This is a genomic window from Flavobacterium flavipallidum, assembly GCF_038289905.1.
Taxonomy (GTDB): domain Bacteria; phylum Bacteroidota; class Bacteroidia; order Flavobacteriales; family Flavobacteriaceae; genus Flavobacterium; species Flavobacterium flavipallidum.
This window is the reverse complement of sequence record NZ_JBBYHU010000034.1, coordinates 1-26,386: the sequence shown is the minus strand read 5'-3', so window position 1 is coordinate 26,386 and position 26,386 is coordinate 1. Positions and strand designations below refer to the sequence as shown.

Genomic DNA, 26,386 nt, shown 5'->3' with positions numbered 1-26,386 from the left:
TTGCCATTATATCAAAATTAAACTTATCTTTTACTGTCAGTTTTTAATTACTATAAACTAGAATTAAAATTTGTTAACTTCTAAATCAATTTATTCAAATCCTATATATAATGTATAGATATTTTTTAGGCTAAGTTTTACATTTCAAAATAAAGTTTATCGACAGTAACACAAAAATTCATAACTCATTATTTTCTAAACACTTATACATAATCTTTTTTTTTGTGTAGAAATAAATCATTAAACAACACCAATTTTAAAATCTTATTTGAATTATCCAAAATTATTTACTTAAAACTCCAATTCATTATTCATAAATTTGAATTAATAAACCTACAAAAATGAAACAAAAACTGTATTTTATCGATATTAATAAACACTTAGTCGATTATTCAAACAGAATTATATATTTTTATGCCGATAATTCTTTTAGATTATCATATAGAATATAGCAACCCCAAATCTGCCGTACGACTATGAAAAAAAATTACTCTAAGAAAACCTCAAATATATTTCTGCAATTAGCTCTTACAATAAGTGCATTTTTATTTAGTACTTATACAGATGCTCAAACAGTTACTTCTCCTCAGGTAAATTTTTCCCAAAGGACTTCAACTTATTCCCCAGGAAAAACCATCTATAATATTAAAGGAGATTTTACCATGTTAGGAAACACTAACCTCACGTTAAACAACTATGGTAATGGCACAAACAACGAAAATAACGCCATGAAATATGTAGATATAGACGGTGATACTAATACTTGGAATTCGTCCAAGGCAAGTCTGGAATTAACTAATGGAGGTGAAAATAGTGCCAATCCAGATTGTTCAACAATAATATACGCTGGCTTATATTGGACTGGTAAATCGCAGGATGCAGACACTTTTACCGTTTCAAAACAAGTTCAAAACGGTACGCAATCAGTAAACACAAATTCAACAACTTCTCATAATCAAACAATTACTAATACAAATTATACTTTATCGATTTCGAGAAGCGGAGGAAGTAATGCACGTTATCCGGTATATACATTTACAGGAAATGGAAACACATATGCATTTAGCTACACGAACAGTTCAACAGTAACTCTTTCAATAAATAATGGAACAGCAACTAATGTTCCCGTTACAATAACTACTGGAACAACAAATACCGCAACATTAAATACTCCCTACACTATTACTGATGGAACAGTCACTCTAACCATCAAATCACTTACAAGAAATCCTTCTGCAGCAAATAGCACGGATTTTACGCTTTCATCTTCAAATTACGCAAGTGTTAATGTAACAGGTACAGTACCAACATACACAACTGTTAACAAAAATTATGACAAAAAATCAATTTCTTTAAAAGGACCGGGTGCAACATCCTATACAACTGTGACAGCAAACAATAATGTACTTTTTCCAGGTTCAGCTCATAGTGGAATTTTTATAGGTTATCAAGAAGTCACAGATTACGTTAAAGCGCATGGAGCTGGAGCATACACAGTTGCCGATATCGCCTTAATTGAGGGAACAAACTCTAATCCAGGTTATTCCGGTGGATGGGTAATGGTTGTTATCTACGAAAATCCGTTAATGAAAAGTCGCGCCGTTACACTTTTTGATGGTTATGCATATGTAAACGGACAACTATCCGGAGGTGGTGAGTATGGAAACATTCCTATTTCAGGTTTTACGACTGTTGCTTCTGGTCAGGTAAATATGAAATTAGGAGTAATGGCTGCCGAAGGTGACGTTGCTACCAATTCAGGTAGCGATTATTTAGCCGTTCAAAAACTTAACGCCGATCCTAACACTTACAATACAACCAACTACTTAACTTTAAACCACTCTGGCAACACAACAAACAACTTTTTTAACTCCTCTATCTACCCTGTTCCTACTGCCGGAGCAAGTGATCCAATTTTGCAAAATAATACAGGAGTAGATTTTAGTATGTTCACTATTCCAAATACGGGAAACACAGTAATTGGTAACAATCAAACTTCGACTACATTTAGATTTGGATCTACCTATGAAGTATATACTATTTTCGGTTTTGCCATGTCGGTAGACTCCTACGTTCCAGATCCACAAGGATTAATAAGCGTTAATTCTATCAATAACGTAACAAATCCTCCTGTATTAAATGCACTACCTGGTCAAGCTATAACCTTTTCTTTAAATATTACGAATGAAGGAACTGAAGCAACAAATAATACTTTAGTCTCTATACCAATACCAGCAACAGCTTTATTTAATACCGGAAGTACAATTACATACCACACCTATAATGGTTTTTCAACCAGCAATGTTCCCTATTATGATGCAGGAACAAACAGCATACTATGGGATTTAGGAACCTTACCAATTACAGCCAATCATCCTGAATATGTATATGCCGATTTAAGTTTTGATCTGAATGTTACAACAGATTGTGCTATTCTATTAAGTGCGGGTTGTAATCCTGAGGTCAATTTAGAAACGGGAGTTATAACAGGTACTGGTGCTATTTCAAACACATCTTTTTCTAATTATTTCTTCCAAGGCTATGACAACACCGTGTGTCAGCAACCTATTGATGGCTCTATAAAAGTGGCTATCGATAACAGTTCTTGCCTAGCGAGTTTAGCGGGCCCTGATCAGGTAACCTATTGCGGTGGCGAAATGGTAACGCTAAATGCTTCATCAGGTGCCTCTGGAACATGGTCCATAGTAAGTGGTCCATCTGGTGGTGGCGAAATTTTCTCAGATAGTTCTAGTCCTACTTCAACTTTTTACAGTCCTAATATTGGTACTTATACTTTAAGATGGACAACAAGCTGTGGAACTACCGACGAGCTTATTGTTACACTGGAACTTTGTAATGTTGTCAATTTTGATGGTGTTGACGATAACATTAATTTTAAAAACAAATTCAGCCTAAACAGCGGAAATTTCAGTATCGAAGCCTGGATAAAATCTAATGCCACAAACAACAATACACAAACAATTTTATCAAAACAACTTAGTCCTTCTGCAACAAATGGTTACAATTTAAAAGTAGTTAACAATTATATTACCTTCACTTCAAATAACAATTATACAACTGCTACTCACGCTATTGATACAGACAGATGGTATCATGTTGCTGTCACTTTTGATGGTTCTAATTATAATTTATATGTTGACGGTATTTTAGAAAAAACAACAACAGGAACGAATCCAATTTCAAACAGTGTTGACTTCATTATTGGAGCTATGAGTCAAAACACCGATGTTCCATACAACTATTTTAATGGTTGGATTGACGAACTTCGCATTTGGAATATTGCATTAACAAACGATCAAATTCGAAGAATGATGAATCAAGAAATCGAAAATGACGGAAATAATAATGTTAAAGGAGCTGTTATTCCTAAAAATATAAGTGGATTAAATTGGGCTAACTTATCCGGATATTTTCAAATGAACAATGCTGATGATGTAAGTAATGGATATCTTGTAGACAAATCTGGTAATGCCAATAATGGAAAATTAAAAGGAATTTATCTTCCTGAACCTGATACAGCTCCAATCCCTTATACTTCAGGAGCTGATGGCGCCTGGGAAACAGATGAAACCTGGACTAATTATACTGTCTGGGATCCCCCATATAGTTTAGGTATTGACAATTCAACTACAATCGAGTGGAATATTGTAGAGACATCACACAACATAACCTCGGCTGGTAATAAAATTGTTTTGGGATTATTAGTTAACAGTAATACCATTAGCGCTAATAATAATTCTAAAATTGAAATTTCAAGTTATTTAAAATTGGATGGAAAAATTGATTTGGTTGGAAAATCACAATTAATTCAAACTCTAGATAGTGATTTAGATGTAAACAGCTCAGGCTCTATAGAAAGAGACCAACAAGGTCAATCAAATCTATACAATTACAACTATTGGAGTTCTCCTGTAGGAACTATAAATACAACAACCAACAATGTAAGTTATACCGTAAAAGGAGTAATGAAAGATGGTACAACTACAACTCCGCAAACTATAAACTGGATCGGAGGTTATAACGGTTCCCCTACTGTACCTATAAGCATCGCACGCTATTGGCTCTACAAATTTGACAACTATTCCAATGCTTATGCAAATTGGTCACAATTTAATGAAAACACGGCAATTAGAGTGGGGCAAGGATATACAATGAAAGGAAGTGGAGCACCAGCTGCTAGCCAAAACTATACATTTGTTGGAAAACCTAATAATGGTTTAATTACTTCTAATTCAGTTAGTGAAAATCAATTATTACTAGCTGGAAACCCTTATCCTAGTGCTTTAGATAGTGAAGCATTTATAAATGATAATATTAATTCAATAAATGGAACAATTTATTTTTGGGAACATTACAGTACAAATAACACACATATCTTAAAAGATTATCAAGGAGGATATGCAACTAGAAATTTAACTGGAGGTGTTGCTCCTTCTTCGGCAAATGTCGATTTTATCAGTAAATTAGGAACTCCATCAAAAGGAATTCCTAATCGTTTTATTCCTATTGGGCAGGCATTTTTTGTAGTTGGTAAACCTGGTGCTGGTGGAACAATAGTATACAATAACAATCAAAGGAGTTTCCACAAAGAAGATGATGCGGTTAACTCTAATACTATGTACAAAATAACACCACAAACAAAACTTGCATGGCAAAATAATAGTAATGATGCTGTTCAAGCTAATAATTATAAAAAAATACGTTTAGGTTTCAACTCCCGCAACGATTACCACAGACAACTTTTATTAGGCTTCATGGAGAATAAAGCCACTAACGAAATGGACTATGGCTACGATGCCTATTTGTTTGATAACCTTCCTAATGATATGTTTTTCTTGATAAACAATCAAAATTTTGTAATTCAAGGGGTTGGCGCATTCGATAAAAATGCATCATACCCAATAGGTGTTAAGACTGATTCTGAAGGTATTGTTAAATTTAAAATTGATGATTTGGAAAATTTTGACACAAATCAGCCTATTTATATTTACGATAATGAAACTAATACATATAACAATATTAGAGTAAACACCTATGACGTTAATTTAGCAGCTGGAACAAACACATCAAGATTTTCATTACGTTTCCTTAATCCTGCCGATGTTCCTCCAGTTGATACTGAACCAGAGGTGGAACCTGAAGTTGTCTACAACATAAACATTACCTATATACAGAAAACAGATATCATCAACATCAACAATCAAATTGAAGATTGTAGTGTTACTAAAGTAAGACTTTACAATGACTCGGGTGTTGAAATTCAAAACTGGAAAATCCAAGACAACAGAGACCAATCGAATATCCAAGTACACTTCAAAAAAACAAAAGTTGGAGTTTATATAATAAAAGTTGAAACGACCAAAGGAGAATTTACCAAGAAAATTCTAGTGGAATAAAACAATCCAAAATTGGTTTGTTGTTTTTAAATCTCTAATTGAATGATACCATTCAGTTAGAGATTTTTTTCTAAAAAGTATTCTGAAATGATAAATATTTCCAAAAAAAGTAGTTTCCATGTCGTATATATTCTTTTAATTTTTACTTTTGCGTTATTTTTATTTATTCTAAATAGTCAATCTGATTAAACCATAAATAAAAATCTATATCTAATCAAAAAACATAAAAACATAATGAAGAAAAATCTATTTGTTTCGCTTGCTTTAGTAGCAGTATCTTTGACTAATGCACAACATAAAAATTCACTTTTAGATCAATCATTTTGGAAATCTTCTCCTGATGTTAATTCAATTAAAGCTGAAATAGCAAAAGGAAATAATCCTTCTGAAAGCACAAGCAATGCTTTTGATGCAGTAGTTTTAGCCATAAACAATGATGTTCCAGCCGAAACAATTAAATTTTTAATTGAACAACCTGGAAATGGAATTAATAAACCAACGCATGACAATCGTATTTATTTACACTGGGCAGCAGGAAAAGGAAATCTCGAAATCATACATTATCTAATTGCTAAAGGTTCTGATGTTAACCTTGAAGACAGCCACGGTGCAACACCTATTATTTCTGCGATAAACAGTGGACAAAAAAATACAGCTGTGTACGATGCCTTTTTTAAAGCAGGAATAGATCCAAAGAAAAAAGACAAAGAAGGAGCTACTCTTTTACTAATGGCTATTCCTTATGACAAAGATTTAAGTCTAAGCAATTATTTTATCACTAAAGGATTATCATTAAAAGATACTGATAACTATGGTAATACTGCTTTTAACTATGCTGCAAGAACCGGTAATATCGAGCTATTAAAAACATTAGTACAAAAAGGAGTAAAATATACCGACAATGCTCTTATCATAGCCGCTCAAGGTTCACGCCGTGAAGCGAATTCAATTGAAGTTTATAAATATTTAGTTGATGATTTAAAACTAAAACCAACTGTAGTTTCAGTTGATGGAGAAACGGTTCTACATTATTTAGTGCGTAAATCCAATCAAACAGAAATTATCAATTACTTTTTGAACAAAGGAGTTGACATTAATAAAACTGATAATGAAGGGAATACCGCTTTAATGAATGCGGCATCAGGAAGAGACACCGAAGCCTTAGGATTATTGCTTTCAAAAGTAAAAGATGTCAATGCAAAAAATGCAAAAGGAGAATCAGCTTTATCTTTAGCTATTCAAAACGGAAGCCCTAAAGCAGTGGAACTTTTATTACAACAAAAAGCGAATATCAATGTAACAGACAAAGACGGGAACAACTTGGGTTATTACTTAATTCAATCCTATCGCCCACAAATGATGGGACGCAATCCTGAATCATCAAATGCAATTTCTGAAAACCCATTTGCTGCCAAAATAAAATTATTACAGGATAACGGATTTAACTTAGCACAATCACAAAAAGACGGAAGCACCTTATATCATTTTGCGGTACTAAAAAATGATATAAATTTGCTAAAAAAATTGGCTGATTTAAATATTGATGTCAATGCTAAAAACAAAGACGGATTAACCGCTTTACACAAAGCTGCCATGATTGCAAAAAATGACACTATTTTAAAATATTTATTATCCATTGGTGCCAAAAAAGAGATCAAAACCGACTTTGATGAAACAGCTTACGATCTGGCTAAAGAAAACGAAACCTTAACGAAAAACAACATTGCTGTTGAAATTTTAAAATAACAAAATGAACTCAATAATTAAAACTGCTTTACTAAGCACATTTATCTGCCTTATCTCTTTTCAAACTTCAGCGCAAAGCAGCAAATACAAATGCATGCTGCAAATGTCTAACTACGTTGGCGAAGGTGCTTACATCGTTGTTTCTTTAGTAAATGCAAAAGGAGCCTACGAAAAAACACTTTATGTAATGGGTGACGATAAAAAATGGTATAAAACCTTAAAAGAATGGCATAAATTCTATTCAAAAAAACCATCTAACATTAGTGCAATAACAGGAGCATCAGTTACAGGTGGCGATAGAAGTATTACTACTATTGAAATTGACGATGCTAAAATAAATAGTGGGTATAAATTACGCTTTGAGTCGGCAGTAGAAGACCAAAAATACCATACAATTGATGCAGAAATCCCTTTAACTTCTGAGGGAATCAAAGCAAAAACAGAAGGAAAAGGATACATTCGTTACGTACGTTTAAACAAAATATAACAGCAGCGAATGACTCTTTCTTTTTGGCGGTACTCACACCTCGCTTTGGCGGTATTTTCTGCTGTATTCTTATTTTTAGCATCGGTTACAGGAACCATCCTTGCCGTTGATGCCATTCAGGAGAAAATCCCGTCGCATCGGGTGGAAAACTTCGAAGCGATTACTTTGGCTAAAAGTCTGCCTACACTTCGAAAAATTTATCCTGAAATAACGGAATTAAGTATCGACCACAATCAATTTGTTACTTTACAGGCTATTGATAAAGACGGAAATGACATCAACGCTTATATCGATCCTGTAACAGGCAAAGTCATTGGTACAGCCAAAAAGAAAAGTGATTTTATAAAATGGATTACGGGCTTGCATCGTTCTTTGTTTCTGCACGAAACAGGCCGTCTTTTTATCGGAATTAATGCCTTTCTGTTACTTCTAATTGCTATTTCGGGATTTGTATTAGTCCTAAAAAGACAAAAAGGAATTCGCAACTTTTTCTCAAAAATCATCAAAGAATATTTTGCCCAATACTATCACGTTTTATTGGGAAGATTGGCTTTGATTCCAATACTGCTTATTGCGCTTTCCGGAACTTACTTATCCATGGAACGTTTTCACCTTTTTGAAAAAGAAGAAAAAACCGAAACTGAAAACACAAAACCCCAACAAAAAAAATTCGATTTCAAACAAACTTCTTTGGCTGAAATCTCAAAAATAGAATTCCCTTTTTCAGAAGATGCCGAAGACTATTATACCTTTGAATTAAAAGACCGAAAAATTGAAGTAGAACAATATTCGAATGCAATTGTTTCGGAAGAATTATATCCCACTTCAAAATTGCTGTCCGAATTAAGTTTGGACATACACACGGGACGAGCCAATGCGTTTTGGGCTTTTCTACTGGGATTAGCCTCTTTAAATATTCTGTTTTTTATCTATTCAGGATTTGCAATGACTTTTAAAAGAAGAGCCAGCCGCATTACAAACAAATTCAAAGCTGAAGAAAGTAAATACATCTTATTAGTTGGTTCAGAAAATGGAAGTTCATTGCGCTTTGCTAATGTTATTTTGAAAGAATTAATAGCGCAAGGCGAAAAAACTTTTATTGGACAAATGAATAATTATAGTTCCTATCCAAAAGCAGAACATTTATTGATTTTCACTTCAACTTATGGTTTAGGAGACGCCCCTTCAAACGCTACAAAATTTGAATCACTTTTAGAAAAAACGAAGCAGTATAAAACCATCAATTATTCCGTAATTGGTTTTGGTTCTAAATCCTACCCTGATTTTTGTGGTTATGCAAAAAAAGTGGATGGCATTTTAGAAAAACAATCCTGGGCCAATCGCTTTTTAGAATTACAAACCGTAAATGATAAATCGGCGGAAGAATTTGTGAATTGGGTAAAATTATGGAGTGCTAAAACAACACTTTCACTAAGCACTACTCCATCGGTTTACAATCATATTCCAAAAGGATTAGAAAAATTAATGGTTTTAGACAAAACTACTGTATCAGAAAACGAACAAACTTTTTTGCTGACTTTAAGAGCGGGTATGCGAAGCAAATTCACATCAGGAGATCTTTTAGCTATATATCCAGCTAATGACAATCGTGAACGTTTGTATTCCATTGGAACCCATAATGGAAACATTCAATTGGCTGTAAAATTGCATCCAAATGGTTTGGGCTCTGGATTTTTATACCATTTAAATGTTGGTGATACTATTAAAACCCAAATCATCGATAATAAGGCTTTTCATTTTCCTAAAAAAGCGACTACGGTTGCACTTATATCTAACGGAACAGGAATTGCACCATTCCTTGGAATGATTGAACAAAACAACAAAAAAACAGCAATACATTTGTATTCCGGCTTTCGCCAAAAAACCGAAATCACAAAACAGTATCAGAATTTTGCTTCTGAAATGATACAAAAACAGCAATTGAATAATTTCCATTTGGCTTATTCCCGCGAAGCAGACAAACATTATGTGATGGATTTGATTCAAATAGATGCTGATTTCTTTGCCGATTTATTAGCAAATAATGGTGTTGTGATGATTTGTGGCGCATTGAAAATGCAATTTGATGTCGAAAAAACTTTAGACCAAATTTGTATTTCTAAAAACAACACGCCTCTTTCAGTGTATAAAGCCAAAAATCAAATCATGACAGATTGCTATTAATCTCATTTTACTCTTTTAAATGACTATTAAACGTTTCCATTTTATCGCATTCATTTGCTTGGTATTCTTGACTTTTACTTGTCAGTCACAAGTGCTACGCAAAAGAACAACGATGCTTATGGGTGGACGTTTTGATATAAGTATTGTTGACAAAGATTCGCTTTCTGCCGAAAAAAATATTGACACTATCATTGGCGAAATCAGCCGAATTGAAAACTTAATCTCCGACTGGAAACCCACATCCCAAATTTCCCAAGTCAATCAAAATGCAGGAATTCAAGCTGTAAAAGTGGATAAAGAAGTTTTTGAATTGACTAAAAGAGCTTTGCATTTTTCTGAAATTACTAATGGTGCTTTCGATATCAGTTTTGCTGCCATGGACAAAATCTGGAAATTTGATGGTTCCATGACCGAAATGCCTTCTCCGGAAGCAATCAAAAAATCAGTTGAGAAAGTAGGCTACAAAAACATCATTCTGGACAATGTCAATTCGACTATTTTTTTAAAACTAAAAGGAATGAAAATAGGTTTTGGCGCTCTGGGCGAAGGCTATGCAACCAACCGTTGTAAAGAAATGATGCTCGCCAAAGGAATTCAATCCGGAATTATTAATGCTACTGGCGATATGAGTGTTTGGGGGACTCAAACTAATGGAAAACCTTGGATAATTGGTATTACCAATCCCTTTCATCCAGATAGTATTTTAGCAACTATACCTCTAAAACAAGGCGCCGTTACTACTTCCGGCTCTTACGAAAAGTTTGTGATTTTTAATGGTAAACGTTATTCTCATATCATTAATCCAGCAACTGGCTATCCCTCAACAGGACTTTGCAGTGTTACTGTTTTTGGTCCTAATGCCGAAATTGCTAATGGTTTTAGTACCTCAGCAATGGTTCTAGGTAAAAAAGAAGCCATAAAATTACTCAATCAATACCCTGATTACAGCTTCATTATGATTACGGATTCAGGCAAAACGTTATTCTCTAAAAATTTCCCAAAGCAATTATTGAAAAAATACAAATAATCCAAAAAAAAGTCCTGTAAAAACGGATTATTCAATTCTGTAAGTTAGTCAGCAACAAAACCTAACAAAGTATTAAAAATCTTATCATTTCATCTAACTCTCGTAACATAATACTTTCAAAACGATGCATTTAAAATTAAATGTACTTTATCGAGTTATCCTACTCGTTATCGATTAAACTGCAGTTTCGGCTACAAATTTTTTAAATTTATATCATCACTTTAATTAGTGACTTCCAAACAAATTGACCCCTAGCTGTTTTTTGAGTTTTAAACTCAAAAGCATTCATCTTTTTACTCTAGAAGAGATTTATTTATTGAATAATCTCAAAATACTTCTTGGTGCTAAATCAACAAATTCTGTTGAAGCAAAACAAAAGAATTAAAAGTTGTTTTCTGAATTTAAACTGTATGAATCATGAAACAAAACTACTTATTGCTATTATTTATATTCTTTAGCCTAATTACAACTTATAGTCAAGTTGATGGTGATTTTCAATCAAAAACTGCGGGCAATTGGGAATCAGTTTCCTCATGGGAAATTTATTCGGGTGGTTCATGGACTGCAGCGACTACTTACCCGGGACAAATTGCAGGAACTTATAACATTACAATAAAAACCGGACATATTATAACCATTTCATCCAATCTGGTTACCGTTTCGATGGGGAATTTAATAGTTAACGGCACATTAAATTTAAATCCTTCTTCTTCTCCAAATACAATAACTTTAGAAACAAATACTTTAGATATAAACGGAGGAATTTTAAATTTTAATTCAAATAAAATCAGACTTAATCTTCCTTCGACAGCTGTAATTACTTTAGAAAATGGAGGGAATTTTACAGGTAGCTGTACGAATAATGACGAAATATACATTGGTACAAAAAAATATGCCGCTTGTGTAGGTGGCGGTTCATCAGTTTACACATTCGGTGAAGTTGTAGCATCAGGAGGAAATGTAAACGCCGAAATTACAACTCCTGCGTCAGGACCTGTTACTATTGAAGGTTGTACTTTAATTAATCTTATAGGAGGTTATACAGGAACCGAAACTAATGTAACATACAAATGGACCATTAGAGATCCAAATGGCTTCATAACAACATTAAGCACAGGTTCATTAACGGATGATTCTCAAACAACAGCTACTTCATTTACACCCACAATTATTGGACAATATCTAATTGGATTAGAAATTACCACTACTGCTTCTGCAACAAATGTTGAAACCCGTGCTTTTAATATTATTGATACGACTAATCCTGTATTGACTGCAGAAGCCAATCAGGATGTGAACTTGAATGCCAGTTGCATGATTACTATTCCAAATCTAGTAGACGGTTCTACTGCTACCGATAATTGTTCAGGTATAACCATCACTCAAAGTCCTCTTGCAGGAACAACTCAGGCTGCCGTTCATAACGGGACTATCAATGTAACCGTAACGGCTACCGATGCCGCCGGAAATACCAACTCTAAAACTGTCGTGATTACTGCTAAAGATGTTACTAATCCTGTATTGACTGCAGAAGCCAATCAGGATGTAAACTTGAATGCCAGTTGCATGATTACTATTCCAAATCTAGTAGACGGTTCTACTGCTACCGATAATTGTACAGGTATAACCATCACTCAAAGTCCTCTTGCAGGAACTTCTCAGGCTGCCGTTCATAACGGGACTATCAATGTAACCGTAACGGCTACCGATGCCGCCGGAAATACCAACTCTAAAACTATCGTGATTACTGCTAAAGATGTTACTAATCCTGTATTGACTGCAGAAGCCAATCAGGATGTGAACTTGAATACCAGTTGCATGATTACTATTCCAAATCTAGTAGACGGTTCTACTGCTACCGATAATTGTTCAGGTATAACCATCACTCAAAGTCCTCTTGCCGGAACTACTCAGGCTGCCGTTCATAACGGGACTATCAATGTAACCGTAACGGCTACCGATGCCGCCGGAAATACCAACTCTAAAACTGTCGTGATTACTGCTAAAGATGTTACTAATCCTGTATTGACTGCAGAAGCCAATCAGGATGTGAACTTGAATGCCAGTTGCATGATTACTATTCCAAATCTAGTAGACGGTTCTACAGCAACTGATAATTGTACAGGTATAACCATCACTCAAAGTCCTCTTGCAGGAACTTCTCAGGCTGCCGTTCATAACGGGACTATCAATGTAACCGTAACGGCTACCGATGCCGCCGGAAATACCAACTCTAAAACTATCGTGATTACTGCTAAAGATGTTACTAATCCTGTATTGACTGCAGAAGCCAATCAGGATGTGAACTTGAATACCAGTTGCATGATTACTATTCCAAATCTAGTAGACGGTTCTACTGCTACCGATAATTGTTCAGGTATAACCATCACTCAAAGTCCTCTTGCCGGAACTACTCAGGCTGCCGTTCATAACGGGACTATCAATGTAACCGTAACGGCTACCGATGCCGCCGGAAATACCAACTCTAAAACTGTCGTGATTACTGCTAAAGATGTTACTAATCCTGTATTGACTGCAGAAGCCAATCAGGATGTAAACTTGAATGCCAGTTGCATGATTACTATTCCAAATCTAGTAGACGGTTCTACTGCTACCGATAATTGTACAGGTATAACCATCACTCAAAGTCCTCTTGCAGGAACTACTCAGGCAGCTGTTCATAACGCAACTATCATTGTAACCGTAACGGCTACCGATGCTGCCGGAAATACCAACTCTAAAACTGTCGTGATTACTGCTAAAGATGTTACTAATCCTTCTTTAACTGCAGGAACTAATCAATCTTCTTCTACTGATGCCGGACTTTGTACTGCTTCGGTGGCGGTTACTGATGCTGTTTTCTCCGATAATTGTTCAGGAGCAACTATAGCTTATAGTTTAAGCGGAGCAACCATCAAAACCTCTACCGCTGGTCAGGTAGGAACTTACACTTTTAACAAAGGAATCACAACTATCAATTATATCGTAACAGATGCTGCAGGACTTACTACTTCTGCTTCAAAAACAATAACTGTTAATGACGCTACCAATCCTTCTTTAACTGCAGGAACTAATCAATCTGCTTCTACTGATGCCGGACTTTGTACTGCTTCGGTGGCGGTTACTGATGCTGTTTTCTCCGATAATTGTTCAGGAGCAACTATAGCTTATAGTTTAAGCGGAGCAACCATCAAAACCTCTACCGCTGGTCAGGTAGGAACTTACACTTTTAACAAAGGAGTTACCACTATCAATTATATTGTAACAGATGCTGCAGGACTTACTACCTCAGCCTCAAAAACAATAACTGTTAATGACGCTACCAATCCTTCTTTAACTGCAGGAACTAATCAATCTGCTTCTACTGATGCCGGACTTTGTACTGCTTCGGTGGCGGTTACTGATGCTGTTTTCTCAGATAATTGCTCCGGAGTTACTATAGCTTATAGCTTAAGCGGAGCAACCACCAAAACCTCTACCGCTGGTCAGGTGGGAACTTACACTTTTAACAAAGGGGTTACCACTATCAATTATATTGTAACAGATGCTGCAGGACTTACTACCGCAGCCTCAAAAACAATAACTATTAATGACGCTACCAATCCTTCTTTAACTGCAGGAACTAATCAATCTGCTTCTACTGATACAGGAGTTTGTACTGCTTCGGTAGCGGTTACTGATGCTGTTTTCTCCGATAATTGCTCCGGAGCTACTATAGCTTATAGTTTAAGCGGAGCAACCATCAAAACCTCTACCGCTGGTCAGGTAGGAACTTACACTTTTAACAAAGGAATCACAACTATCAATTATATCGTAACAGATGCTGCAGGACTTACTACTTCTGCCTCAAAAACAATAACTGTTATTGACGCTACCAATCCTTCTTTAACTGCAGGAACTAATCAATCTGCTTCTACTGATGCCGGACTTTGTAATGCTTCAGTGGCGGTTACTGATGCTGTTTTCTCAGATAATTGTTCAGGAGCAACTATAGCTTATAGCTTAAGCGGAGCAACCACCAAAACCTCTACTACTGGTCAGGTAGGAACTTACACTTTTAACAAAGGAATCACAACTATCAATTATATCGTAACAGATGCTGCAGGACTTACTACTTCTGCTTCAAAAACAATAACTGTTAATGACGCTACCAATCCTTCTTTAACTGCAGGAACTAATCAATCTGCTTCTACTGATGCCGGACTTTGTAATGCTTCGGTGGCGGTTACTAATGCTGTTTTCTCAGATAATTGTTCAGGAGCTACTATTGCTTATAGCTTAAGCGGAGCAACCACCAAAACCTCTACTGCTGGTCAGGTAGGAACTTATACTTTTAACAAAGGAATCACAACTATCAATTATATCGTAACAGATGCTGCAGGACTTACTACTTCTGCTTCAAAAACAATAACTGTTAATGACGCTACCAATCCTTCTTTAACTGCAGGAACTAATCAATCTGCTTCTACTGATGCCGGACTTTGTAATGCTTCGGTGGCGGTTACTGATGCTGTATTCTCCGATAATTGTTCAGGAGCAACTATAGCTTATAGCTTAAGCGGAGCAACCACCAAAACCTCTACTACTGGTCAGGTAGGAACTTACACTTTTAACAAAGGGGTTACCACTATCAATTATATCGTAACAGATGCGGCAGGACTTACTACTTCTGCCTCAAAAACAATAACTGTTATTGACGCTACCAATCCTTCTTTAACTGCAGGAACTAATCAATCTGCTTCTACTGATGCCGGACTTTGTAATGCTTCGGTGGCGGTTACTGATGCTGTATTCTCCGATAATTGCTCCGGAGCTACTATAGCTTATAGCTTAAGCGGAGCAACCACCAAAACATCTACTGCTGGTCAGGTAGGAACTTACACTTTTAACAAAGGGGTTACCACTATCAATTATATCGTAACAGATGCGGCAGGAAATACCAATACAGGTTCTAAATCAATAACAGTAAACGACAATATTAAACCAACAATAACTGCTCCATCAAATATAACTGTATACACAAATACAGTATGTACAGCAACTGGAGTAAACTTAGGAACTCCTACTACAGCCGATAATTGCTCAGTAGCTTCAGTAATAAACAATCATCCTTCAACTACTTATCCTTTAGGTAACACAACAGTAATTTGGACTGTCACTGATAGTTCAGGCAATACGGCAACAGCTAATCAAATAATAACTGTAATTGACAATGTTCCTCCTACTATAACTTGCCCTACCAATAAAACGGTTAACACTAGCTCTAACGGAACTGGAGATTGTTATACTACAGTAAGCGTTGGTACACCTATCACATCCGATAATTGTGGGGTTGCATCAGTAATTGCCCAAGTTTCTGGAGTAACAATTAATACAACAACATACCAATTTCCTAAAGGAAACACAACAATAACTTGGACAGTAACTGATAACGCTGGATTAACCGCTTCCTGCAACCAAATCATTACTGTTGTTGATGATGAAAACCCTTCTATAAGCTGTCCTGCTGATCAAAATGTTAATTTTGGCACCAATTGCAATTACACTTTACAAGATTACACTTCATTAGCTACAACTTCTGATAATTGCGATAGTAACTTAACCATTACTCAAAGTCCTGCAGCAGGTTCTTTAATAACTGCTAACCAAACAACTGTAACATTAACTGCTAAAGACAGTTCAAATAGAACCAGCAGTTGTACTTTCAAAGTAAATGCCAGTGATAATATCCCTCCAACAGCGGTATGTAAAAACTATACGGCTTACCTAAGTTCAAACGGAACTGTAAATGTTGCCGCTTGGAATCTGAATAATGGATCCTCTGACAATTGTGGAATTGTCAATATGACTGTTACTCCAAATGCCTTTACTTGTAGTAATATTGGAGCTAATAATGTTGTATTTACTGTTTATGATAATGGAGGTAACAGCGCCAGTTGTAATGCAGTCATTACAGTAATTGACAACACGCCACCAACAGTAATTTGTAAAAACTTTGTAGTAGTGGTTGACGCCATTACTCGTGTAGCTACTATCAAAGCGTCCGATATAGACAATGGTTCGAATGATGCATGCGGAATTGCCTCAATGACCATTTCTCCTAGTACATTTGCTGATTCTCCAAATATTTATACCGCAACAACTATACTTACTGTAACTGATGTTAACAATAATTCCAGTAGTTGTACTGCAACTGTTACTGTTGAACCTCCCAAAAATCTTAATACTTATTTAACCGGAGTGATTGTAAATCCAGTTCCTGATAATCCGCAACCACCTAGTGCTTTAGTGGAAGTGACTGCATGTCCAGGTGGATTGACAACTCCTAAGGATATACAGTTTACATTACAAGCCATAGGCACATACAATTTACAAGCCTCACAGATATTAAATTGGGAATATTCAAACGACAATGGCGAAAATTGGACAAGCATACCCAATACAGCTGGCTTATTAACTTACACCCTAATAGGGTTAACAAGCGATACATTTGTACGATTAAGACTTACGGATGCAGATGATTCAACTATAATAAAAACATCGGCAGAAGCCTATGCACGATTTTTACCACCTGATGAACCTCCTATTATTGTGAGTCATTCTGCACTAGATATTTGTTTAGGTAATTCAGTAACTATTAATGCTGAAAGTTTTTACGATCAACCTGAAGGGCAATTCGGCAAAGGAGGTAAATTCAACTATGCTCAACCAGATGGATGGCGTGTAGATAGTTTAGATGGATATTTCCCTGCAAGTGGAAATAACAATAGCGAGCCTACATGGAAAGAAACAAATTCACTAAATAATCCCAATACAACATTTAGTGGAATCAATTATGACACCTCAGACAATACAAAATTTGCTATTGCTCATGCAGTTGATGCTAATAGAGTAACTACTTTAGAAACTCCTGTGTTCAGTACCATCGGAATGACATCCAGCGAAGCTATAATTACATTCTATACTGCCTATTATTTTTGTAATGGTGGTTCTGGAAAAATTGAATTATCCTTCGATGCCGGAAACACATATACAGTAACACTTAACACGATGCAAAATGATATTTTAACAGCTGGCCATACGACCGGAGTTCATGCATATAAAGGCTCCGGAGGCTCTGCTTGTACAAAACAGTATCTTGTAGCTGATGCATTTCGTTATACCTCAATAAATTTAGGTCAATATGCAGGACTTGCGGGACTACGTATTAAATTCACTTTCAATTCCGGACCTAGTGGTGGTACTTGCAACAATTTAACTTTTCCAAAACATTCCTCCAATAATTGTACAACTAATCAAACATTTAGTGTGGGAAGTGGTTGGGCAATTGACGATGTTGGTTTTGCTTTTGCACAGGTTGATGATGAATTAGAATGGACAGACGAGGACGGCAATATAATTGCCAGAGGAACTACAGCAACCGTAACTCCAGTAACTCCAGGAATCAGAGAATATGGTGTTACCACGCTCGTTAATGGTTGTAGAACAGATAATGATGCCGGAACTAATTTTGTCAATGTCAACACCAGTTTGGCTTATGCCGGAGAAGATTATGCTCCACTTGCCAGTAATTGTGGCGAAAACAGTATCCAACTAAATGCTTACGATAATACTAAAACAGCTGTAACAAATTACAACAAAGGCGCATGGAAAGCCAATTTATATACCGTACCAGATACTGCATCAGGAGACACTGATTATCCGGGTACTGGAATTACAGGAAGTTGGTCCATTATAAGCGCTACCAATACATCCTGTGGTAACTCGGCAACTTTTTCAAGCACGACCGACCCTGATGCAATTTTCACCGCCGATCCGGGAACATACATATTAAGATGGACGCTGACTAATGGTTGTTTTGACGATAAAAACATCACTTTCATTGATTGTAAATCGGTTGATTTTGATGGAAATAACGATTATGTTTCTTTTAAAGATAATTATAATCTCAACAGTAGTTTTAGTATCGAAACCTGGGTAAAACCCAATGCTGTAAATGGTACTCGTACTGTATTCTCTAGAAAAAACAGTAGTGACAATACTAAAGGTTATGCCTTAAATATTGTAAATGGTCAAGTGCAATTCAATTGGTACAATGCCGCAGGTGCTAATTCAATTACTAGCGGTTCCAATCTAATAGGGACTAACAGATGGTATCATTTAGCGATTACTTTTGACGGATCAAGTTATAAACTTTACGTGGACGGATTGGAATTGGCTACTAAAAATGGAACTGCTCCCGCCCCATCCGACAGTTCTACCAAAGCACTTTTAGGAGCAATGGATCAATCTGCTGCCACAGCAGTAAATTTCTTCTCTGGTTGGATGGATGAAGTAAAAATTTGGAGTAAAGCCTTAGACATAGCGCAAATCAGACAAATGATGAATCAGGAAATCGAAGCCTCAGGAACGAATGTAAACGGAGTTGTGATTCCTTTAAAAATTTCAGGATTAGATGCTGACAACAATGGCATTGAAGATAATCCAGTTACATGGAATGATTTGACTGGTTATTACCGAATGAATACTAATTGTGGTGACTTAACCGCCTATAAAGGTGTAAGCGGAAGATTGCACAACATCAATTCAAGCCTTCAACAAACTGCTCCAATTCCTTATACTTCAAGAGTTTCTAACCAAACATGGAACACTGATAATACATGGACTAATTATGATGTTTGGGATGTTCCAAATAGCTTAGGAATTAACAACCAGCCAATTGATTGGAATATTGTAAAAACTAACCATAAAATAACCGCTAATACTCAGGATTTGAACTTATTAGGATTAATTGTAATGTCTAACGAATTGATTATAACAAATTCAGGTACTCAGGATGAATATAATGCAGGTCATGGATTATGGATCACACATTATTTAAAATTAGATGGAAAAATTGATCTTGTAGGCGAATCACAGTTGGTTCAAAAAAAATATACAACTTCACAATTTATCGAAAGCACATTAGAAGAAAACAGTACCGGTTATATTGAACGAGACCAACAAGGAAAACAAAATAGTTTTAATTACAACTATTGGTCTTCTCCTGTAAGTAATCGCGGAGCTGCCAATAATTCTTCTTATTCTATGATAAATATTCTTAGAGACGGAACAGATACAACAAATCCAAAATCGATTACATTTGGCGATGGACCCTATTTTGCCGATAGCTCTATTTCAAATCCAATTAAAATTAGTAACCGTTGGATCTGGACTTATAGTTCACTTACTCCTAATTCTAATACTAATTGGGATAATTACTGGCAATGGCAATATAAATCAAGTACTGGACTTATTGCCGTAGCTGATGGTTTCACGATGAAAGGAACCGGAGGATCAGCACCAATAAATGACGAACAAAATTATGTTTTCACTGGAAAACCAAATTCAGGTACAATCAATAAATTCATTGCATTAAATCAAACTTACCTAGTTGGAAATCCTTACCCAAGTGCTTTAGACGCTGATGAATTCATAAAAGATAACCTTAAGGATTGTGCTGGTTGTCGAGGGACATCAAATACATTTGGCGGAGCACTCTATTTTTGGGATCATTTTGGATTATCTAACAATCATGTTTTAGCCCAATACGAAGGAGGTTATGCCACTTATACTCTTACTGGAGGGGTCGCTGCCATAGCCGATGATCCATTAAATGTAAATAATGGTGCAACAGGCACAAAAATACCTCAACGTTATATCCCTGTGGGACAAGCATTTTATATAGACGCTACAGGAGGCAGTACTGTACAGGGAGGAACATTTAGTTTCAAAAATAGCCAGCGGGCATTTGTAAGAGAGGCTTCGGGCAATTCTACTTTTATGAAAATGGCTAATGATAAAAACTATTTTGCTGCCAAGGAAACTGTTGACAAAAGAATGAAAATCCGTCTTGGTTTTGATACTTCCATTGGAATCCACCGACAAATTCTTTTAGGTACTGACCCAAATACCACTAATAAATTTGATTTGGGTTACGATGCTAAAATGATTGAAATAAAAGATAATGACATGTACTGGCAATTAGAAAATTTACCATTAATCATTCAGGGGATTCCAAGTATAGATACAAACCAAATCATTCCTTTTGGTCTAAAAATCAGCAACGAAGGTAATGCAACAATCAAAATTGATGCTTTAGAAAACATTCCTAATACACTTGATATTTACGTATATGACAATGTTACTAAAACATATTTTGATTTAAGAAAAGAAAACTTTGTTGTAAACTTAGCTCCAGGTGAATACAATAACCGTTTCTCGTTACAGTTCATGAACAAAAATTTTAATAGTAACGAAACAACTATCAGCAATGGTATTATATGCTACTACACTAATGAAAATCAAATATTGAATATTAAAAACTCGTTTACTGATGTTACCATCAAAACGGTTTATTTATTCAATATAGCCAAACAAAATATAGGTAAATGGAATATTACAGATAAAGATCAAAATTTAATTCAAATTCCAATAAATAAAGTTAGTTCTTCAGTATATCTTGTATTAATAAAAACAGATAAAGGAGAATTTACCGAGAAAATCATTATCAAATAGCGAAAAAACCAAACCCTGAGTAAGAAAAGCACTTCTTTGTATTATAACTCCAAGGAAGTGTTTTTTATTTTTTCAATTTTATCGTCCATTCAAAATCCATTTCAGACACTTGTTCTCCATTTTCGTTAGTTCCAATAGACTTTAACCAAAAAGTTTGTCCTTCGGCAGTTGTAATAGTATTTTGAATAGCTGTTTTAACAGCATCTGGATTTTGACAAACAAAAGTAATTTTGCCAGTTGCTTTCTTAGTAAATACACTTTTATTTCCAGCAACTAACATTCCTATTTGATGACCACTTTCCTCAATATGCAACATTACTATTGCTCCCGTAGTTAATTCAGCAGCCATCGCCTGAACCGCAAAATACATTGAATGAAACGGATTTTGATTAATCCATCGGTGTTTTACAGCGACCACACATTTTTCAGAAGTTATCTCTACTACTCTTACACCACAAATAAATGCAGAGGGTAATTTGAAGAATAAAAATCGGTTAAGATTAGTTGCTGTGAGTTTCATAGCCATGTTTTTAACCAATATACAAAATATTTGGTCAGGTTTAGATTGGATTTAAATGTTAATTATATGTTAATTATAAGTACTTTGCAATACATAATACCTGTTTTTAGACATATATTTGTATAAGAAATTACTAGACTTTAAAAATATGGAAACAAAAAACGACAAAACTATAGCAGCCTTAACCCATCTAAGTGCTCTTTCACAGTACTTTATTCCATTTGGAAATTTTATTTTCCCAATTATTATTTGGAGTAGTAAAAAAGAAAAATCGGAATTAATTGACCATAACGGAAAACAAATCATCAACTTTCAACTTAGTTTACTAATCTATTCATTGGTTTTTGCGTTGATTGCCATTCCAGCTTTTTCAATAGCAATTTTTAGCAGTATGGATTGGACAGAATTGCTAAACAATCACGAGTTCTTTTGGAATAAAATAAATTTTGCCGAAAATGTAAGTATGCTGACCATTGGAATTATAAGCGTGATTTTATTCTTTCTTCTAAAAATAGTTGAATTTTTCATGATTATTATTGCAGCCATTAACGCTTCAAATGGAGAAAAATACAATTATCCATTAACGATTAACTTTATCAAATAACAACATTACATCATGAACATTGAAAACACAAAAGCCCAGATGCGTAAAGGTGTTCTCGAGTTTTGCATCTTATCTGTACTAAAAAAACAAGATGCCTATACATCCGAAATATTAGAAACATTGAAAAACGCAAAATTATTAGTCGTAGAAGGGACAATTTACCCTTTACTCACCCGACTAAAAAACGATGGATTACTCACCTATCGATGGGAAGAATCCACTTCAGGTCCACCCAGAAAATATTATGGATTAACCGATGAAGGTCAAAATTTCTTAAACGAACTTGATGGTACCTGGACAGAATTGTCTAATGCCGTAAATCTAATCACAAACCAAAAAACAGAGTCATGAATAAAACTGTAAATATAAATCTAGGAGGTATGTTTTTTCACATTGACGAAGATGCATATCAAAAACTATCCCGCTATTTTGACGCAATTAAACGTTCACTTAATAACTCATCTGGTCAGGATGAGATTATTAAAGATATCGAAATGAGAATTGCCGAATTGTTGAATGAAAAACAAATAAGCGAAAAACATGTAGTAGGCTTAAAAGAAGTTGATGAAATTATCGCTATCATGGGGCAACCTGAAGATTACATTATAGAAGACGAACCTAAAAGCTTTGAAAATCAACAACAAGTTTACCCTAACAATTACAGAACAAAAAAACTGTATCGTGATAGCGAGAAAGGTATGATAGGCGGTGTAGCTGCAGGACTTGGACATTATTTTGGTATTGATGTGGTTTGGATTCGAATTGTGTTAGTACTCTTAATTTTTGCTGGATTTGGTACTGGAATTATTGCCTATATTGTCCTTTGGATTGTAACTCCTGAAGCACGAACTACCTCAGAAAAATTAGAAATGACCGGAGAACCGGTTAATATTTCGAACATCGAAAAAAAAGTAAGAGAAGAATTTGAAACCGTTTCTGAAAAAATAAAAAATGCTGATTATGACAAATATGGTAATCAGATAAAAAAAGGAGCTAACAGAGTTGGAAATTCCTTAGGAAATTTTATTCTGAGTGTTTTAGGGATTTTAGCAAAATTTCTTGGAATATTACTAATTATTGCAGGATTGTCTACTTTAACCATTTTATTAATTGGCGTTTTCACCTTAGGAACCAACACATTTGTTGATTTTCCATGGGAAGGCTTTATTGAAACAGGTAATTTTACCGATTATCCATTTTGGGTATTAGGCTTACTAATGTTTTTTGCTGTAGGGATCCCTTTCTTTTTCTTAACTTTATTAGGTTTTAAACTACTAGCTCCCAATACAAAATCAATTGGTTCAATTGCAAAATATACTTTAATTGCACTTTGGATAATTGCCATTGCATTAGTTACCGCTTTAGGAATTAAACAAGCTTCAGCCTTTGCTATGGAAGGCCGAGTGGTTAAAAAAGAAACTTTAAACATTCCTTTAAAAGATACTTTATTAATTAAATTTAAATACAACGAATACTTTGCCGGAGATATTTATGATCGTGACGAATTTAAAATCACAACCGATTCTACTGATAATGATATTATATATTCGAACGATGTACGTTTTCAAATAAAAAAATCAAACGAGAATTACAGTTATATTCAAATTGAAAAAGAAGCAAAAGGAAAATCTTTTTCTGAAGCCAGAAAAAATGCTGAAAAAATTCGATACGAATATAAAATAGATGGAAATCAGCTGATTTTTGACAACTATCTATTGACTGATTTAAAAAACAAATTCAGAAACCAAAAAATAGAAATCACCTTATTTCTAATCGAAGGTACTATTTTTAAAGTAGACGAATCTGTCCAGGATTACGACAGTTCAGATAATGATTTTTTTGAGCTAAATTACGATGCATTCGAACCTGTTTACAAAGTAGGTCAATTACAAGCTAATTGCATGAATTGTCCTGGAGAAGGAAACACAGAGGAAAACACATCCGAAAATGAAACAATAGACACAATAGTGAATTCAAAATCACATCTTCAGGAGTTAAAAATCAATAAAGACGGCATCATCATTAAAACCAACTAATCATGTTAGTATCTTTAAAAAACAGTCTGATTGCTTTTGTTGCAGTAACACTGATTTCCTGCAACAATCATCATCACCAACATTCAATTAAGGGAAATGGTAATGTTATAACTGAAAAAAGAAATATTTCAGAAAACTTTACCCATATTGAAGTTGGTAGCGCCATAGAAGTAATAATTGAACAAGCAGACAGAACAAAAGTGCTGGTTGAAGCCGATGAAAATCTACAGAATAGCATTATCACCGATGTTAAAAATGGCGTATTAATTATCAGCCGAAAAAACGGAAATTATAATAGTCAACATGGACAAAAAGTTTACATAACAGCTCCAATTATCGAAGAACTTACAGCTAATAGTGCTTCATTTATAAAGACAAAAAACACTTTAAAAGGAGAAAACATTGGCTTAAACACTTCGAGTGCTGCAAAAATTGAAGCGCAACTATCTATTGACAACATCAAAGTCAATAGCAGCAGTGCCAGTAAAATTGAAATTAAAGGAATGGCACTCAACTTAGAAACTGAAGCTACCAGTGCAAGCAATATAAATGCGGAAGATTTATTGGCAAACAACATTACAGCCGAATCTTCGAGTGGTTCAAAAATAAGCATCCACCCTATTGTCAGTTTAACAGCAGAAGCCAGCAGCGGAGGAAAAATTGAATACCACAACAATCCTAAACACATCGAAAAATCAACAAGTTCTGGTGGAAACATTAGTAAAGAATAAACTAAATTCACGTTAAAAAACAACATTCGCCCATTGAAAAGTGGGCGATTTTTTTATATTTGTGTAGCAGCTAAACAAAAAAAAAATGAAAAAAATAAGCATCCTACTTTTAATTTTATTTACCACCTCAATTATTTTTGCTCAGAAAAAAGAAAAAATAAGCGGTTCTAAAATAACAACGACTAAAAATAAAAACATAAAAAACTTCAGTACTATTGAAGTTGAAGATAATATTGAGCTTTCTCTGGAAAGAGGTGAATATCCTGAAATAAAAATTGAAGCCGATGACAATTTAATTGATGTAATCGACATTGAGGTCACTGATCATGTACTTCATCTTTCAACCTCTAAAAAAATTGTAAAACATAAATCTTTAAAAGTAAAAGTTACTTATACATCTGAATTAAACACTATTATTTCAAAAAATGATGCAGTAGTTACTGCCATCCAGGAAATACTAAGTGACAATTTCACAGTAAAAACTTCTGATGATTCAAAAATTTTCATGAATGGAAATATTAAGAACTTTACACTTGAAGCAGATGGAAATTCAAAAACAGAATTGAATCTTAAAAGTGAAAACACTAAAATAGCATTAATCAAAGGAGCCGACTTAAAATCTTTACTCACCACTAAAGAGTTAAATATCGATTTATATCAAAAAGCTAAAGCTAAAATCGAAGGAGAAGCCGATAATAGTCTTATTCGTTTAGAAAATAATTCTGAGCTAGACGCTAGCAAATTAGAAATAAAAACCATCGAATTAATCGCCGAAGGACAAAGTAAAAATAGCGTAAATGCAAAAAAAGAAATTATCATTAATGCTGGTGAAAGATCAGAAACAGAACTGTATGGTGAAGCTAAAATCGAAATGAATAAATTTACGGATAAAGCCAAATTGGCTAAGAAATAATTTCTTTATATTTCAAACAAAAGAGGCTGTTTCAAGTTATTTTAGACTGCACCCAAAAGTTTAGACGAATTTATAATTAAATTTGATAATAATGAGCTCGATATTGTATCGGGCTCATTCCTTTTAGATTAAGTTTTATTCTCTCATTATTATAGTAATCTATA

General features: G+C 34.8%; 13 protein-coding genes. 11 read left to right on the top strand and 2 right to left on the bottom strand.

The features are described from left to right. Positions 1–476: 476 nt before the first annotated feature. The 6 genes from AAEO59_RS13895 to AAEO59_RS13870 all read left to right on the top strand — a co-directional run bounded on the left by AAEO59_RS13895 (position 477) and on the right by AAEO59_RS13870 (position 21,418). Positions 477–5,417 (top strand): LamG-like jellyroll fold domain-containing protein, encoded by a 4,941-nt coding sequence (locus tag AAEO59_RS13895; RefSeq protein WP_341701354.1) that lies wholly within the window; start codon positions 477–479, stop codon positions 5,415–5,417. 234 nt (positions 5,418–5,651) lie between these two features. Further along, positions 5,652–7,163 (top strand): ankyrin repeat domain-containing protein, encoded by a 1,512-nt coding sequence (locus AAEO59_RS13890; protein WP_341701353.1) that lies wholly within the window; start codon positions 5,652–5,654, stop codon positions 7,161–7,163. A gap of 4 nt (positions 7,164–7,167) precedes the next feature. Beyond that, a complete protein-coding gene (locus AAEO59_RS13885; RefSeq protein ID WP_341701352.1) occupies positions 7,168–7,650 on the top strand; it encodes a DUF2271 domain-containing protein in 483 nt (160 codons plus the stop codon). Between the two features lie 9 nt (positions 7,651–7,659). After that, entirely contained in the window at positions 7,660–9,834 is a 2,175-nt protein-coding gene (locus AAEO59_RS13880) for a PepSY domain-containing protein (RefSeq protein WP_341701351.1), read from the top strand. 19 nt (positions 9,835–9,853) lie between these two features. Then, positions 9,854–10,861, top strand: a complete 1,008-nt coding sequence (locus AAEO59_RS13875; protein ID WP_341701350.1) for an FAD:protein FMN transferase — start codon at positions 9,854–9,856, stop codon at positions 10,859–10,861. Between the two features lie 417 nt (positions 10,862–11,278). Then, positions 11,279–21,418: an HYR domain-containing protein gene (locus tag AAEO59_RS13870; RefSeq protein WP_341701349.1), complete on the top strand. Its 10,140-nt coding sequence runs from the start codon at positions 11,279–11,281 to the stop codon at positions 21,416–21,418. Between the two features lie 64 nt (positions 21,419–21,482). On the opposite strand, the gene AAEO59_RS13865 is transcribed toward AAEO59_RS13870, so the two are convergent. Next, on the bottom strand, positions 21,483–21,938 hold the full coding sequence (locus tag AAEO59_RS13865; RefSeq protein WP_341701348.1) for a DUF4442 domain-containing protein: 456 nt from the start codon (positions 21,936–21,938) through the stop codon (positions 21,483–21,485). 148 nt (positions 21,939–22,086) lie between these two features. Between AAEO59_RS13865 and AAEO59_RS13860 the strand changes: the two genes are divergently transcribed. From AAEO59_RS13860 to AAEO59_RS13840, 5 genes are all read left to right on the top strand, one after another. After that, positions 22,087–22,542, top strand: a complete 456-nt coding sequence (locus AAEO59_RS13860) for a DUF4870 domain-containing protein (RefSeq protein WP_341701347.1) — start codon at positions 22,087–22,089, stop codon at positions 22,540–22,542. 12 nt (positions 22,543–22,554) lie between these two features. After that, positions 22,555–22,893 carry a PadR family transcriptional regulator gene (locus tag AAEO59_RS13855; RefSeq protein ID WP_341701346.1) on the top strand — a complete coding sequence of 113 codons (339 nt, stop codon included), beginning with the start codon at positions 22,555–22,557 and terminating at the stop codon, positions 22,891–22,893. Further along, positions 22,890–24,578: a PspC domain-containing protein gene (locus AAEO59_RS13850; RefSeq protein WP_341701345.1), complete on the top strand. Its 1,689-nt coding sequence runs from the start codon at positions 22,890–22,892 to the stop codon at positions 24,576–24,578. Before AAEO59_RS13855 ends, AAEO59_RS13850 begins: the two co-directional genes overlap by 4 nt. A gap of 2 nt (positions 24,579–24,580) precedes the next feature. Next, positions 24,581–25,309: a head GIN domain-containing protein gene (locus tag AAEO59_RS13845; protein WP_341701344.1), complete on the top strand. Its 729-nt coding sequence runs from the start codon at positions 24,581–24,583 to the stop codon at positions 25,307–25,309. Between the two features lie 85 nt (positions 25,310–25,394). Next, positions 25,395–26,222, top strand: a complete 828-nt coding sequence (locus tag AAEO59_RS13840) for a GIN domain-containing protein (RefSeq protein WP_341701343.1) — start codon at positions 25,395–25,397, stop codon at positions 26,220–26,222. 76 nt (positions 26,223–26,298) lie between these two features. On the opposite strand, the gene AAEO59_RS16380 is transcribed toward AAEO59_RS13840, so the two are convergent. After that, a complete protein-coding gene (locus AAEO59_RS16380) occupies positions 26,299–26,385 on the bottom strand; it encodes an IS3 family transposase (protein WP_407934929.1) in 87 nt (28 codons plus the stop codon). Position 26,386 lies beyond the last annotated feature (1 nt).

What these genes read in the sequence shown, in the direction of transcription:
- AAEO59_RS13895 (WP_341701354.1), top strand. Translation starts at nt 477, where the DNA reads ATGAAAAAAAATTACTCTAAGAAAACCTCAAATATATTTCTGCAATTA.
- AAEO59_RS13890 (WP_341701353.1), top strand. Translation starts at nt 5,652, where the DNA reads ATGAAGAAAAATCTATTTGTTTCGCTTGCTTTAGTAGCAGTATCTTTG.
- AAEO59_RS13885 (WP_341701352.1), top strand. Translation starts at nt 7,168, where the DNA reads ATGAACTCAATAATTAAAACTGCTTTACTAAGCACATTTATCTGCCTT.
- AAEO59_RS13880 (WP_341701351.1), top strand. Translation starts at nt 7,660, where the DNA reads ATGACTCTTTCTTTTTGGCGGTACTCACACCTCGCTTTGGCGGTATTT.
- AAEO59_RS13875 (WP_341701350.1), top strand. Translation starts at nt 9,854, where the DNA reads ATGACTATTAAACGTTTCCATTTTATCGCATTCATTTGCTTGGTATTC.
- AAEO59_RS13870 (WP_341701349.1), top strand. Translation starts at nt 11,279, where the DNA reads ATGAAACAAAACTACTTATTGCTATTATTTATATTCTTTAGCCTAATT.
- AAEO59_RS13865 (WP_341701348.1), bottom strand. Translation starts at nt 21,938, where the DNA reads ATGAAACTCACAGCAACTAATCTTAACCGATTTTTATTCTTCAAATTA.
- AAEO59_RS13860 (WP_341701347.1), top strand. Translation starts at nt 22,087, where the DNA reads ATGGAAACAAAAAACGACAAAACTATAGCAGCCTTAACCCATCTAAGT.
- AAEO59_RS13855 (WP_341701346.1), top strand. Translation starts at nt 22,555, where the DNA reads ATGAACATTGAAAACACAAAAGCCCAGATGCGTAAAGGTGTTCTCGAG.
- AAEO59_RS13850 (WP_341701345.1), top strand. Translation starts at nt 22,890, where the DNA reads ATGAATAAAACTGTAAATATAAATCTAGGAGGTATGTTTTTTCACATT.
- AAEO59_RS13845 (WP_341701344.1), top strand. Translation starts at nt 24,581, where the DNA reads ATGTTAGTATCTTTAAAAAACAGTCTGATTGCTTTTGTTGCAGTAACA.
- AAEO59_RS13840 (WP_341701343.1), top strand. Translation starts at nt 25,395, where the DNA reads ATGAAAAAAATAAGCATCCTACTTTTAATTTTATTTACCACCTCAATT.